The organism is Salegentibacter lacus (genome assembly GCF_020164555.1).
GTDB lineage: Bacteria > Bacteroidota > Bacteroidia > Flavobacteriales > Flavobacteriaceae > Salegentibacter > Salegentibacter lacus.
The window spans coordinates 21929-36617 of the sequence record NZ_JAIQZB010000018.1 but is presented as its reverse complement, the minus strand read 5'-3'; the positions used below and the strand labels follow the sequence as shown (position 1 = coordinate 36617).

Here is a 14689-nt window from a genome sequence, read left to right as displayed (position 1 = left end):
AGGGAATCCTCTTATTAGATTTTGAACAATTCTTTTAAGCTATTTGCAACCCCATCTTCCTTTCCGCTTTGGGTCACGATATTGGCAACTTCCAAAACTTCTTTTCGGGCATTTCCCACGGCAACACCCATTCCTACACCTTTTATCATTTCTACATCATTATAGTTGTCTCCAAAAGCGATAGTTTCTTCGGTTGTGATTTTGAAGTGATTTTTCAATAAAAATTTAATTGCTGTAAGTTTAGAAATCTCTTTATTTGAAATTTCCAGATAAGTGGGTTTTGAACAGTATAAATGAAGTTGTTCAGGAAAATTTTCTGACAAATAATCTTTAATTTTATCTATATGGGCTTCGTCTCCCATCGCCATAATTTTGTGAGCCCCTTTATTATCTTGCTTCCAGACCGAAAGTACATCGTTATTCGACTTAATTTCGGGCTTTACTTTGGTGTTATTTTCTTCCCTGGCCGCCCATTGATCGTATTCTGGAACATACCATTCATCACTGTGATAAAGGCTCAAATGGCAATTCATATTTTGATTGAAATCACAAAGGCTTTCAAGAGTATTTAAAGGAATTTCGGTAGAGCTTACCGCCTGGCCGTCTACCAAAATTAATCCGCCGTTGTAGCAAATTATGGGTTGCTCGTTTATATCAAGATTAGCTTGCAGGTGGCGCATTGCGGCCGGCATTCTGGCTGAAATTAATACAAAAGGTAATTTATCTTTTAGCTCTTTTATTGTTGAAATGGTAGAGGGAGATAGCTCCCTGTCGTGGTTTAATAAAGTTCCATCTATGTCTGAAAAAACGATCTTATACATTATTCTTCTTTTTTATTTTTTGGGTGGCGATTTGCTTCTTTTAGGGCTTTATTTAGCATCCACTCGATCTGCCCATTGGTGCTCCTGAATTCATCAGCAGCCCATTTTTCAATGGCTTTCAGCATCTTCTCATCGACTCTAAGGGCGAATGCTTTTTTATTACTCATTTTATTTATTTTCCAGATTCTTAATAAAATCGGTTAAAACCGGAATTATTTCAGGATGCAAAGGCTTTTCAGGATTGTTGTAGCTGGCCAGGTTTTGATCTTTTTCTTCTTCCTTAATTTCCCTAAATACGTGGTTCATATCCTTTAAAAAAACTAATTCGGAGTTAAAAGCTGCTTTATTTAAAATTTCAGCCTGTTCTTCTTTAACCTGCAGATCTCTTGTTCCCTGAATTATTAAAACAGGAATGTCCAGTTTCGCAATCTCTTTGGAAGGTTCATATTTTATCCAGGAAGCCAAAAAGTCTTGACTTTGAGGTTGAAAATAAGATTGAAAGATCTTCGGATAATTTTCTGTAGATCCTTTTTGCTTCAATTCATCAAAACTTTTGCGTAAATCATCTTTAAATTGTGGGAATTGAGTAGAAAGTTGTTCAACCAGAATGTGATCTATACTTTTCCCGGGACCGGCAATAGAAATAAATGCATCGGCTTTGTCTTTTGCAGCGAGCATTCCTATTAAAGAACCCTGGCTGTGCCCGGCGATAATTAACTTGCTAAAGTTCCCTTCCTCCTTAAAATGACTTAAAATATTTTCAACATCAATGACGAAATCATCAAACGAAATTGCTTTTAAATTTAATTCCTTTGCTTTAATGCTGCGTTTATCAAACCTAAAACTTGCTATTTGGTTTTCAGCTAATTCATAAGCGATTTTTTTGGCGAAATCACTTTTTATAGTGGTCTGGTTTCCATCACGATCAGTTAACCCAGATCCCTGGATAAAGATGACCAATGGCATTTCTTTAGAACCGGTAGGAGTAACCAGATTACCTTCTGTAAACGGATCAATTTTAAGGGTGTCTTCGGAATAACTGTTTTGCTGTGCGTTCACTGTAATGTTTGCAGTGTATAAGCAGATTAATAAGAAAAAAGTTTTCATAAACTATATCTTTTAATGACCGATTTTGCTTCAATAGGTTTTTGTGTACCAATTAAAAAACCACCGTTAGAATTGACTAACTGAATTCCTGTGTAACCTGAAACATTGTAGGCTCTTTTTTTACCTAAACCTCTAATCCCCCAACCGCCATATTCTTGGAGTGGCCTGTATTTCCTTATAAAAACCTTTTCTAAATCTTTCCAAAGAAATTCTTTTTCCATAAGATGAAAAGGTTCCCACCAGGTTTTTATGCCTTTTTGATCTATCCTGGTATACAGGCGAAGATTATAAAGCATAATAAAAACACTTAATATTATTAGCGTTGTGATTAACTCTATGGTATAATCTTTTATTTGTCCTTCGAGTATATCATCAATCACAAAGGCAAAAGGAAGGCTTATGCAAAATATTGCTATAAGTATTAGCCACCATTGTCTAAAGCTTTGTGTTTCGTCAAAAACGCGCATTTACTAATGATTTAACGTTCCTGCGTTTACAACCGGTGTTGCATCTTTGTCGCTACAGAGCACGACCATTAAATTACTTACCATTGCGGCACGTCTTTCGGCATCGAGATCTACTAGTTCTTTTGCGCTTAGTTGGTCTAAGGCCATTTCTACCATACTCACTGCGCCTTCAACAATCTTATGGCGGGCAGCGACAATTGCGGTAGCTTGCTGGCGTTTTAGCATCGCGCTGGCAATTTCGTTAGCATAAGCCAGGTAACCAATTCGGGCTTCCAGTACCTCGATTCCGGCGATATGTAAGCGTTCTTCGAGCTCTTTTTCTAAAGCATCGCTTACTTCGTTTACACTGGATCTCAATGTAATATCTTCATCTAAACCTTCGTCTGCAAAATTATCATAAGGATAGAGACTGGCAAGTTTTCTCACCGCGGCGTCAGTTTGTACCACCACAAAATTTTCAAAATTATCTACATCAAAAGAAGCTTTGTAGGTGTCTCGTACCCGCCAAACCAGAATGGTACTTATCATTACCGGATTTCCCAGCTTGTCGTTCACTTTTAGGCGTTCGCTGTCAAAATTTCGTGCCCGTAATGAAATTTTCTTCTTGGTGTAAAAAGGGTTCACCCAAAAGAGTCCGTTCTTTTTTACGGTGCCCTTATAATCTCCAAACAGTAAAAGCACTCTTGAGCCATTTGGGTTTACCAAAATTAATCCCGGAAGAATAAACAATGCGATAATAATTCCTAAAATAAACCACGCATTACTTAAGATAATAAAACCGATAATGCTTCCGAAGAAGAGTAATAGAAAAACAAACAACATAATATAGCCGTTTGAAGCCTTGAGGTCTTTTTCCTGAGTCATAATATTTAAGATTGGTTGATATTAAATTGATATCATAAATATATTGTATTAATTTAAACCACGAAAAAAATTTAACATTTAATAAATATGGGCTTCGTTATATTTGCCGAAATTCTAAAGGAGATTCACTTTTTTCTCCTTAATCTTTAAAATTTCTATAGATGAAAAAATTAATGATGTTTGCTTTGGTTATTTTAATTGGTAACACCGCTTTTTCGAGCGATAATGACTGGGGTAAAACTGGTCACCGTGCTACCGGAGAAATCGCCGAAAACTATTTGAACAAGAAAGCTAAAAAAGCGATAGATAAAATTTTAAACGGGCAAGGTTTGGCTTTTGTAGCCAATTATGCCGATGATATTAAGAGTGACCCCGATTTTAGACAATACGGTCCCTGGCATTATGTGAATCTGGCTGAAGGTGAAACCGAATATGACGAAGAAACGGCGAACCCAAAAGGAGATCTTTACCAGGCAATTTTGAAGTGTAAAGAGGTATTGAAGGATGAAAATGCATCTAAAGAAGACAAGCAGTTTTACCTTAAAATGTTAGTACATTTTGTAGGTGACCTTCATCAGCCATTCCACGTCGGAAGAGCTTCAGATAAGGGCGGAAATGATGTACAGGTGCGTTGGTATAATGAAGGATCTAACATTCACCGGGTTTGGGATAGCCAGATGATAGATTCTTACCAAATGAGCTATACTGAGCTTGCTGAGAATACCAGAAATTTAACCAGAGCTCAAATTAAAGCAATTGAGGAAGGCGAAGTTATAGACTGGGTTTATGAGTCGGGTGAAATGGCTGATGAACTTTATGATTCGGTTGAGATAGGAGAGAAGTTGGGTTACGAATATATGTACCATCATTTGCCAACCGTGCTAAAACAATTGCAAAAAGGCGGAATTCGTTTGGCGAAAATATTGAATGAGATTTACGGATAATCCAGTTAAATCTAAGATTTCAAAGCCATTGTGAATAATTTTTCACAGTGGCTTTTTTTATTGAATTTTTCTAAAAGTTAAATTAATTCTTGATGACACTTTCTTTTTTGTTTTTGGGAGTTGATGCTTCCAAAAATGCTGCATAGTGCCTTTCATAATTAACAAACTACCGTGCTGAAGTTCAATTTTTTCCCTAAGATTTTTGTTGTTTTTATGTTTAAACTGAAAACTACGAACGCTACCTAAACTTATAGAAGCAATTATGGGATTTTTTCCTAAAACCTTTTCATCATCTGCGTGCCACCCCATACTATCACTTCCGTCTCGATAAAGATTGGCGAGGCAGGTGTTGAAATCAAACCCTGAAAGTTCCTGGGTTTGGGTTTTTAGCGCTAATATTTCAGTTGAAAATGGTTCCGGTTTTAATTGTAATCCGGAATAGGTATAAGTAATTCCTTTTTCAGCATAAAAGGCGGTTAAGCGTGGCTGCGGAATCTCTTTCCCGAAGAGCTTAATATTTTGCTGTTGCCAGGGAATTTCCTTCAGTAATTTTTCGAACAAAAAATTAGCCTTTTCAGTATTGAGGAAATCGGGAAAATACTGCAGTTCTGCATCAGGTAAGCCAAAAATCTCTGATTTCATCTTTTAAAATTGTAAATAGAACCAGGCCCAATACATAAGAAAAAATTGCAGTGGGATCCTTAGTAATAAAGCCCATCTGGGAATTCCTGCACCGGCTTTTTCTGAAGTAAGCATATAGAAATGTACCAATAGAAAAACCGCTAACATTAAGATTATTCCGTAGATCGCCAGGTTTTTGGTTTCCGGAAAAAACAATAAGAAACCAAGAAAGATTTCGGCCAGGCCACTTAAAAAGACCAAGGGTTTATGCGCCGGTAAATAACGCGGCATAATGCGCATATACATTTTTGGTTTTATAAAGTGAATTATTCCGGCTACGATATACATCGCGCCCATTAAATAGAGGTGCCAGGGATATTGCATCCCTTAAAGATAAAAATATATTGTAATGAAGGCCTGTTTTTTTAGTTTATTATCTCTCTAAGGCTGAAAATTTTGTGTATTTCACTAATTTAGAGTAATTTTCGCAAGCCCATTCTGCAACCTAACTTATTGGATATTGAAACAAAATTACCTACTACTCCTTTTTTATTTGATAAGTCTCAATTTGCTGTTTGCGCAAGAAAAAGAGCTTGTTTCTAAAGATAGCCTGGAGCGTCTAACCGATATTACTTCTGAATATTTAGGGAAGTATAATTACAAGGACGGGGTGGAGAATGCATATATTTTGTTAGATCTGGCTGAAAATAATAAAGAGAACTACTATAAATTCCACGCACATAATTTTCTTGGGATTGCTTACAACGAATTAAAAGATACACTTAGAGCCAAGAGAAATTATTTGCAAGCTTTAGATTATGCAAAGCGTTTAAAAAACGATACCCTTCTCATTTTTATTTATAATAACCTGGGGAATATTTATTCTGAAGAAAAAGGTAATGCAGAAAAAGGAATATTATATTACAATAAGGTAATCGACCTTGCCGATACCTTAGGAGTAGAAAAAGAAAAATTAGCCCCCACTGTTAATATCGCCTGGACCTATATGGATGGTGAAGAATACTCCAGGGCATATCCCTATTTAAATAAATCTATAGCGCTAATAGCAGATGAAGACGACAACAATGCCCGTTCCCAGCTCTATATGTTATTGGGGAAATATCACCATAAAACTAATGATTTAGATTCGGCTGAATATTATTTTAAAGAGGGTTTTCGAATTGCTGAAAAAGACAGTCTAATACTGCCGGCTTCGCTTATAAGCAAAGATTATGCTAGCATGCTTTTTGAAAATGGAGATTTTGAAGAAGCCTATGCAAGTCTTAAGAAATATGATGACTACAATTCACAACTCTTTGAAAAAGATAAGCTGGCTCAAATTGAAGCAGCGAACGCTCGTTTTGATGTAAATGAGTACCGCCGTAATCTTGAAATTTCAAAAAAAGAGCAAGCCTACCAGGATGAATTGATCGATAAATCTACCGAGAAAATTTTGATTATGGTAGTGGCTACCCTTATTCTTATTGTAATTCTTCTCATTTTAAATAAAATAAACCAGGATAGAAAAAAGCTTATTTACGAGCTTAAGCAAAACAATAATAAGTTAATAGATTCCCGCGATAATGCTGAGCGGCTGTCTAAATTGAAAACCGAATTTCTATCCACGGTAAGTCACGAGTTAAGAACGCCACTTTATGGTGTTGTGGGGCTCACGTCTTTATTGTTGGATGATAAAAGTCTGAAAAAACACGAAAGTGATTTAAAATCCTTGAAATTCTCAGCCGATTACCTTTTGGCACTTATTAATGATGTGTTGCAAATGAATAAGATGGAATCTAACCAGGTAAAACTGGAGAATATTTCTTTTAATATCCAGGAATTGGTGCTGAGTATTGTTAATACTTTTGAATTTACCCGTCTCCAGAATAAAAATAAAGTTCATTATCATATAGACGAAAAAATACCAGTAGACCTTATTGGTGATCCTGTAAGACTCTCCCAGGTTTTAATGAACCTTGTAGGAAATGCGGTGAAATTTACCGAAAACGGTAATATTTATATTAATGTAAAATTACAAGCCAGGGTAGAAGATAGAGCGGTGATCTATTTTGAGGTGAAAGACGATGGAATTGGTATCCCAAAGAGCAAACAAAAATTGATTTTTGAAGAATTTTCTCAACTCAAATCTTCAAATTATAATTATCAGGGAACCGGGTTGGGCTTGCCTATTGTAAAACGTTTGCTGGAATTGTTCGATTCTCAAATACATTTAAAAAGTAAGGAAGGCGAAGGTTCAGTATTTTGTTTTAGTTTGAGTCTTAGGGAAGATCAATCTCCCGCTAAGAAAGCCGGGTTTGCACACGAAGTTTATTTAGATAATCTAAAAGAGCCGCAAAAAATTCTGGTGGTAGATGATAACCGAATTAACCAGGTGGTTACCAGAAGAATTCTTGAAAAGCAGAATTTTGAATGTGTGGTCGCCGCCAATGGTGTGGAAGCAATTGAAAGAGTAATTGCTGAAAATTTCGATCTTATTTTAATGGATCTAAATATGCCGGGCATTAATGGTATGGAAACTACAAGGCGAATTAGGAAACTGAATAAAAACGTACCGGTTGTAGCTTTAACCGCGGTGGAAATAGAGGAGGTTAGAAATGAAATCTACGCTGCTGGAATGAACGATATAATCGTAAAGCCATACGATGTAGAACGTTTTTATCAAACAATAAAACGTAATCTAAGTCTAAATTTAGAAGCCACGGAAAAGAATTAGCAAGCTAATCTTTTAGCTCTTTGGATTATTCTCTGTTTAATCCTTTTTTCTCAATAAAATAAAAAGGCCTGAAAAGTCTTGTTATCGTCAAGCTGAACTTTTGATTCAGCTTCTAACATCTCAGATCCTGAAACAAGTTCAGGATAACGACTTCAACAGCTTTCCAGACCTTCTTTAAGATTTCCGCTATGCGGAAATTATTTTACCATATCAAAACTACGTTTTACGAAATTGGTTAGCTCTTCACCTTTAAGCAGGTTCTGAGATAATCTCGCAAGGTCTAAAGAATGCTTTATTAAGCGTTCCTGTTTCTTTTCGGTTTTGGTATTTAGGATATCAGAAATTAACGGGTGGTTGGTATTTACAACCAGGTTATACATTTCTGGCATATTGCCCATTCCAAACATTCCGCCGCCACCGGTTTGCTGCATTTCTTTCATACGGCGCATAAATTCCGGTTGCGTGATTAACAATGGCGCAGCATCGCTGTCCATAGCTTCTAACTGTACAGTATATTTTTCCTTCGGAATTACTTTTTCAAAATCTCCTTTTAATTTCTCTTTTTCTTCTTCAGAAAGTTTAGAAATCTTCTCTTCGTCTTTTTTGATGAGGTTATCTACCTGGTCTGAATCTACACGAACAAAAGTGATTTTCTCTTTTTCACTTTCCATTTTTTGAAGCAAGTGAGAGATAATTGGAGAATCTAACAACAACACCTTGTATCCTTTGGCTTTTGCCGCTTCAATATAACTGTGTTGTTCGTCCTGATTAGAAGCGTAAAGCACAACCAGGTTTCCGTCTTTATCGGTTTGGTTATCTTTTATTTTCTCCTGAAGTTCATCAAAAGTATAATACTCGTTCTCTACCGTTGGGTAAAGTGCAAATTTTTGGGCTTTTTCAAAGAATTTATCTTCAGAAAGCATTCCATATTCAATAACGATCTTAATATCGTTCCATTTTTGCTCAAAGTCCTCACGATTATTATTGAAAAGTGATTTCAGTTTATCGGCTACCTTACGTGTAATATAGCTGGAGATCTTTTTCACAGCACCGTCTGCCTGAAGATAAGAACGGGAAACGTTCAACGGAATATCCGGAGAATCAATTACTCCGCGAAGCATCGTTAAAAATTCAGGTACAATTCCTTCAACATTATCGGTTACATAAACCTGGTTCTGGTAAAGCTGAATTTTATCTTTCTGAATATTCATATCCTGTGTCATCTTTGGGAAATAAAGAATCCCGGTAAGATTAAACGGATAATCTACATTAAGGTGAATGTGGAATAATGGCTCCTCGAATTGCATCGGGTACAATTCGCGGTAAAAACTTTTATAATCTTTATCCTCTAAATCGGTTGGTTGCTTTGTCCAGGCCGGTTCAGGATTATTGATAATATTGTCTACGGTTTTGGTTTCAGCTTCAGCATCTTCTGGAGCGTCTTCCGGAAGTGGTAAAGTTTCTTCCTTGGTTCCAAATTTAATTGGGATTGGCATAAACTTATTATACTTCACCAATAATTCCTGGATCCTGTTTTCTTCTAAAAACTCCTCGTCTTCTTCATTTATATGAAGAATAATTTCAGTTCCGCGCTCTTTTTTGTCAGCATCTCCAAGAGTGAACTCGGTTGTTCCTTCACAAACCCAATGCGCTGCCGGTTCATCTTTATAAGACTTGGTAATGATCTCTACCTTATTGGCTACCATAAAGGCTGAGTAAAACCCAAGTCCAAAATGACCAATTATTCCGCTGTCTTTAGCAGAATCTTTATATTTTTCAAGGAATTCTTCAGCGCCAGAGAAAGCTACTTCGTTGATGTATTTCTCAACTTCCTCTTTGGTCATCCCAACTCCCTGGTCTATAACATGGAGTTTCTTTCCTTCCTTGTCTACTTTTACCTCAATTACAGGATTACCGTATTTTACATCGGTTTCCCCAATATCGGTGAGGTGTTTTAATTTTAAAGTCGCATCTGTTGCGTTAGAAATCAATTCCCTTAAGAAGATTTCGTGATCACTGTAAAGAAACTTCTTTATCAGTGGGAAAATGTTCTCTACAGAGACATTAATTTTTCCGGTTGCCATATATTTTCGTTTTTAATACTATTTATTGTTGCTTACCTACAGTCAAAAAAAATACCATTAAAACTCCGCTGACAAACTGACATAGCTTGTAATTAATAAAGTAGAATCTCGTCTAAACTTCTAAATCTCAATTTTAACCGGCAGAGGTATTTTTAACAAACATTTTGTTTAATATTATGAATTAAAACTTAAACAAAACATTATCTTTGGAAAAGAAATAAAAGTTATGGCGACAACAAGTAATAAAAAAACCACCACTAAAAAGGTTTTAGATAAGGATAAGCTTATTGCAATGTATATGGATTATGTATTGGAGCAGGAGCATAGACCTAAAACCGTTTATAAATTTTGTAAAGAGAATAAAATTAAGGAAGAGGAATTCTATAATTTCTTCGGAAGTTTTGAAGGATTGCAGAAAGGAATCTGGGAGCGCTTTTATGAGCATACCATGAATGCGATTAATAAAAGCCCTGAATTTGATAGTTTCTCCAACAGAGAAAAAATGCTCACTTTCTATTACACATTCTTTGAAATGCTTACTGCGAATAGAAGTTATGTGCTTTTTTCTCTTAAAGAACACGAAAGTCAGATGAAAAACCTTCAGCAATTAAAGGGTTTGAGAAAAAATGTGAAATCGTTCGCGACAGATCTTATCCAGGATGGAAATTCAGACAAAGCAATATCAGCTTTGCAACAATCAGAAAAAATATTTTCTGAAGCAGCCTGGGTACAACTGATGTTTTTGATAAAATTTTGGATGGATGATAACTCCCCACAATTTGAAAGTACCGATGTTGCGATAGAAAAATCTGTAAACACTGTTTTTGATGTGTTCGACAATACCCCGCTAGAAAGGGTTATAGATTTAGGAAAATTCCTCTGGAAAGAAAAAATGGCTTAATAAAGTCTACCCCAATTATCATGAAAACAATAGATAACATACCAACGGGCAAAATTGGCAGAACTTCTAAACTGGTGCAAACCGGGGTGAAGCTAGGAGGTAATTATATTAAATACTACAGCAAAAGAGCTTTTGATTCTGAGCTTACCCGCGACGAATTAGACCAAAGCAATGCCGATGATATTTACGATAGCCTTAAAAGCTTGAAAGGAAGCGCGCTTAAAGTAGCACAAATGCTTTCTATGGAGAAAAGCCTTTTGCCAAATGCCTATGTAGAGAAGTTTAGCCTGGCGCAATTTAGTGTGCCGCCGCTCTCTGCACCGTTGGTGAGAAAAACGTTTAAAAAATACAACGGAGCTTACCCTGAAGAATTATACGATAAATTTGCTGCTGATTCTGTGAATGCGGCCAGTATTGGCCAGGTTCACAAAGCCGAAAAAGATGGGAAAAAACTTGCTGTGAAAATCCAATATCCAGGCGTTGCAGATAGTATAAGTTCAGATTTGGCGATGGTTAAACCTATTGCTACCAGAATGTTCAATCTTCAGGGTAAAGATTCCGCAAAGTATTTTAAAGAGGTTGAAGGAAAACTTTTAGAGGAAACAGATTATATCTTGGAAGTTAAGCAGAGTAAAGAAATTTCTGAAGCCTGTGCTCACATTCCCAACCTGAAGTTTCCGAAGTATTACGAAGATTTATCCAGTGAGCGAATTATCACTATGGATTGGATGGATGGGAAACACCTAAGCGAATTTGCTAAGGAGAATAAAGATCAGGAAAAAGCTAATAAAGTAGGGCAGGCTCTTTGGGACTTCTACATGTACCAAATGCACGGACTTAAAGAAGTACACGCCGATCCTCACCCTGGAAATTTCCTTATTGATAAGGATGCTAATCTTATAGCCATAGATTTTGGTTGCATCAAGCAGGTTCCAGATGATTTTTATGTTCCTTATTTTGAACTGGCAAAAAAAGAAAATATTAATAACCCTGAATTTTTCAACGAGAAATTATTCGAATTAGAAATATTAAGGGAAGACGATTCTGAAAGGGAGATAAAGTATTTTTCAGAATTATTTTACCAAATGCTGAATTTATTTACGAGTCCGTTTCACGAAAAAACTTTTGATTTTGCCGATGAGACATTTTGGAATTCAATAACAGCATTGAGTGAAAAATACAGTAAAGATACTGAATTGCGAAAAATGAACGGAAACCGCGGAAGCAAACACTTCCTGTACATTAATCGAACATTTTTCGGACTATATAATCTATTGCACGATCTTGAAGCGAAGATCGAGGTTAACAAGTTCCGCGATTATATGTCATAATTGTTGGTTTTATTTATTGGTTAGGTTGTGGAAGAGCGTTGTTACCGTCCCTATGGTAATAGCGCTTTTCCTATTTTTACTCGCTAAGTGACCTCTAACTTTTGCGGTTTATATAAGAATTTAAAAAAGAGATATCAAAATAAATTTCCTCAGCAAACTCTAAAATAAAAAAGGCTGTTTGAGAAATCTTAAAATCGTCATCCTGAATTTGTTTCAGGATCTAAGATGTTAGAAGCTGAAACAAGTTCAGCTTGACGGAAGAAGAGCTTCTCAAACAGCCTAATTAAGGTATAAAGCCTAAAATTTAATCTTTCATTTCCTCTGAAGTTTCAATATTTCCAGATTCTTCTTTGTTTTTCACATATTTTTCTAACCACTGGTCCTGTTCCCAAAGCACGTGTAAAACAGATTCTTTGGCACTGTAACCGTGGCTTTCCTTTGGCAGCATTACTAAACGCGCAGTTGCTCCAAGTCCTTTAAGTGCATTAAAATAACGTTCACTTTGCATTGGGTAGGTCCCCGAATTATTATCGGCTTCCCCGTGAATTAACAACAACGGGGTTTTCATCTTATCGGCGTGCATAAACGGTGACATATTGTAGTAAACCTCAGGCGCTTCCCAGTAGTTTCTTTCCTCACTTTGGAAACCAAACGGAGTTAGCGTTCTGTTATAAGCACCGCTTCTGGCAATTCCCGCTGCAAAAAGATTAGAATGTGATAACAGGTTTGCAGTCATAAAGGCACCGTAACTATGGCCGCCAACAGCAACACGATCACGGTCTACATAACCCATTTCAGCAACAGCATCAATGGCAGCTTTTCCATTAGCAACTAATTGCTTTCTAAAGCTATCATTTGGTTGTTCTTCGCCCTCCCCAATAATTGGGAAAGAAGCATCGTCTAAAACCACGTAACCGCGATTTACCCAATAAATGGGCGAACCATAATAAGGATACGTAAAATCGTTAGCGTTAGAAGTATTCTGCGAAGCAGAATTTTTATCCTTGTATTCTCTTGGATAAGCCCAAACGATCATAGGGTGTTCTTCTGGATTTTCTTTATCAAAACCTTCAGGAAGGTAAAGTGTACCATTCAGTTCTAATCCATCTTCACGCTCGTAAGTAATTACTTCTTTGCTTACGTTTTCAAGACTTTTAAAAGGATTTTCAAAAGAAGTGATTTGTGTAAGATCTTCTTTATCATCTATATCGCGAATATAATAATTAGGATACTCGGTTGCCGATTCGATTCTTACCAAAATTTCTCCGTCCTCAATATCCAAAGCTTCAACAAGGGTTTCTTTCTTATCGTTGTATTTAGATTGGTATAAACGTTCAGTTTCGCCATCTTCTAAATCAATTTTATCGGCAAATGGAAACTGTCCTTCATCACTATAGCCGGCTCCAAGTAGAAAAGCATCTTCACCATCTAATTTTAAAACACTCTGGCCAAAATCATTTTTAGTTGTTACAAATCGGCCCGGATCGCTGTACCGATCTTGATAATTTCTATCGAAAATAACTTCCGGTTCTTCAGAAGCGTCAGATGGATTAAAAACATAAGTTCTAGTATTTCGAGTATTCCACCAGTAATCATCGGCAATAGCAATTTCATCATTTCCCCAGGTAATTCCGGAAAAACGATCTTTTGTTTTTAAAATAGAGTTTCCTTCACCTTCAAAAGGCGCTTCTAATACAAATACTTCGTCTCTGTAATCTACTTCTATTTCAGGATCACCTTCATCCAAAGCTTTTACGTAAACCAGGCTTGATGGTTTATCATTTCTCCATTGCACACTTCTTCTTCCGGTTTGGGTAGACATAAAACCTTGAGGAAGATCTTCTAATAATGGCTCGTCATTTACCTGGTTTACAAATTCTCCTGTTGCGGAGTAAATATTTGTTTCAGATGGAAATCTATAATAAGGAACCAAATAAGAAAACGGCTTTTTAATATGATTAATCATTACATATTCCCCGTTAGGAGAGAAAGATATGCTGCTATACATTTTAGCGTTCATCCATTTTTCTGAAGTCCCGTCTAAATTCACTTTTACTAATTCTGAACGGGCTAATTGTTCAAAATTATATTCATCGTTAGGATTTTTAAGCAAATCCTGGTAGGTTCGGTTTTGTGCTTCTTTCCCGTCACTAACTGAAATAGTAGGCCCGGTTGGAACAGCTGTTTCGGGATCGATCAAATCTTTTCGATCTTCCGGGAGCATTTTTACTAATAAAGAAGAATTATCTTTAAACCAGTTAATCACATCACGCATATTCGCATTTAGGTTTGCACCGGTTAATTTTCTGGCTTGTGCATTTTCAATATCGAGAACCCAAAGTTCCACACCTGTATTCGTGGTGTGTGTAAAAGCAATCTTAGATTCGTCTGGAGACCAGCTAAAATTCCCCAAACGTGGATTTTCGGGAAGTCCTTGCACCTGTTTTGGCGCGTCAGCCTCAATAGGCTTTACTTCCAGGTTGTTATAGTACCTGGCACGGCTACTAATATTGGTGACAGGATTAATTCTTAATCCCCCAAGTCTTAATTCTTCTTCGCTTAATTCGGCTATAGATTTATATTGATCGCGATATAAAAAGATCATCATTTCGCCATCGCTATCTAAAATAGTGGAAGGAGCTAGGGGCACATCTACCAGGTCCAGGATCTCCTGAGCTGGTTTTTGGTAGGTTAAATTTTCCTGGGCAATAAGCGCTGGAAAACTCATCAATAGACTGATAAAACTTAAAATAATTTTTCTCATAAATTGTGGTTTTAGGAAATGAAAATAAAATGGGTCATAATCGCAGTAATA

13 protein-coding genes are annotated in these 14689 nt (G+C 36.5%); 4 read left to right on the top strand and 9 right to left on the bottom strand.

Going from position 1 to position 14689, the window contains the following annotated elements:
- Positions 1–14: 14 nt before the first annotated feature.
- Genes LB465_RS14255 through LB465_RS14235 form a run of 5 tightly spaced genes read right to left on the bottom strand, consistent with a single transcriptional unit; the run spans position 15 to position 3259 of the window.
- Positions 15–821, bottom strand: a complete 807-nt coding sequence (locus tag LB465_RS14255; RefSeq protein WP_224470566.1) for an HAD family hydrolase — start codon at positions 819–821, stop codon at positions 15–17.
- Positions 821–988 (bottom strand): Arc family DNA binding domain-containing protein, encoded by a 168-nt coding sequence (locus LB465_RS14250; protein ID WP_070053311.1) that lies wholly within the window; start codon positions 986–988, stop codon positions 821–823. The genes LB465_RS14255 and LB465_RS14250 overlap by 1 nt, the downstream gene beginning before the upstream one ends.
- A gap of 1 nt (position 989) precedes the next feature.
- A complete protein-coding gene (locus LB465_RS14245) occupies positions 990–1928 on the bottom strand; it encodes an alpha/beta hydrolase family protein (RefSeq protein ID WP_224470565.1) in 939 nt (312 codons plus the stop codon).
- On the bottom strand, positions 1925–2395 hold the full coding sequence (locus LB465_RS14240) for a hypothetical protein (RefSeq protein ID WP_224470564.1): 471 nt from the start codon (positions 2393–2395) through the stop codon (positions 1925–1927). The genes LB465_RS14245 and LB465_RS14240 overlap by 4 nt, the downstream gene beginning before the upstream one ends.
- Before the next feature lie 3 nt (positions 2396–2398).
- Complete coding sequence (locus LB465_RS14235; RefSeq protein WP_224470563.1) at positions 2399–3259, bottom strand: SPFH domain-containing protein; 861 nt, start codon at positions 3257–3259, stop codon at positions 2399–2401.
- A gap of 161 nt (positions 3260–3420) precedes the next feature.
- Here LB465_RS14235 and LB465_RS14230 point away from each other — a divergent pair, with 161 nt between their 5' ends.
- Positions 3421–4203: a S1/P1 nuclease gene (locus LB465_RS14230; protein ID WP_224470562.1), complete on the top strand. Its 783-nt coding sequence runs from the start codon at positions 3421–3423 to the stop codon at positions 4201–4203.
- A 57-nt stretch (positions 4204–4260) separates the two neighbouring features.
- On the opposite strand, the gene LB465_RS14225 is transcribed toward LB465_RS14230, so the two are convergent.
- Together LB465_RS14225 and LB465_RS14220 are read right to left on the bottom strand one after the other, a co-directional pair.
- Entirely contained in the window at positions 4261–4845 is a 585-nt protein-coding gene (locus tag LB465_RS14225) for an alpha-ketoglutarate-dependent dioxygenase AlkB family protein (RefSeq protein ID WP_224470560.1), read from the bottom strand.
- A gap of 3 nt (positions 4846–4848) precedes the next feature.
- Positions 4849–5208, bottom strand: a complete 360-nt coding sequence (locus tag LB465_RS14220; RefSeq protein WP_224470559.1) for a DoxX family protein — start codon at positions 5206–5208, stop codon at positions 4849–4851.
- A 184-nt stretch (positions 5209–5392) separates the two neighbouring features.
- Here LB465_RS14220 and LB465_RS14215 point away from each other — a divergent pair, with 184 nt between their 5' ends.
- Entirely contained in the window at positions 5393–7558 is a 2166-nt protein-coding gene (locus LB465_RS14215) for a tetratricopeptide repeat-containing hybrid sensor histidine kinase/response regulator (RefSeq protein ID WP_224470558.1), read from the top strand.
- A gap of 197 nt (positions 7559–7755) precedes the next feature.
- Here LB465_RS14215 and htpG read toward each other — a convergent pair whose 3' ends face one another.
- Complete coding sequence (htpG, locus tag LB465_RS14210) at positions 7756–9642, bottom strand: molecular chaperone HtpG (RefSeq protein WP_224470556.1); 1887 nt, start codon at positions 9640–9642, stop codon at positions 7756–7758.
- A 226-nt stretch (positions 9643–9868) separates the two neighbouring features.
- On the opposite strand from htpG, the gene LB465_RS14205 reads away from it, so the two are divergent.
- Together LB465_RS14205 and LB465_RS14200 are read left to right on the top strand one after the other, a co-directional pair.
- The gene (locus tag LB465_RS14205; protein WP_224470555.1) at positions 9869–10543 is read left to right on the top strand and encodes a TetR family transcriptional regulator C-terminal domain-containing protein; all 675 of its coding nucleotides are present in this window, start codon (positions 9869–9871) and stop codon (positions 10541–10543) included.
- A 20-nt stretch (positions 10544–10563) separates the two neighbouring features.
- Entirely contained in the window at positions 10564–11874 is a 1311-nt protein-coding gene (locus LB465_RS14200; RefSeq protein WP_224470553.1) for an ABC1 kinase family protein, read from the top strand.
- A 304-nt stretch (positions 11875–12178) separates the two neighbouring features.
- On the opposite strand, the gene LB465_RS14195 is transcribed toward LB465_RS14200, so the two are convergent.
- A complete protein-coding gene (locus tag LB465_RS14195; RefSeq protein ID WP_224470552.1) occupies positions 12179–14638 on the bottom strand; it encodes a S9 family peptidase in 2460 nt (819 codons plus the stop codon).
- Between the last annotated feature and the right edge of the window lie 51 nt (positions 14639–14689).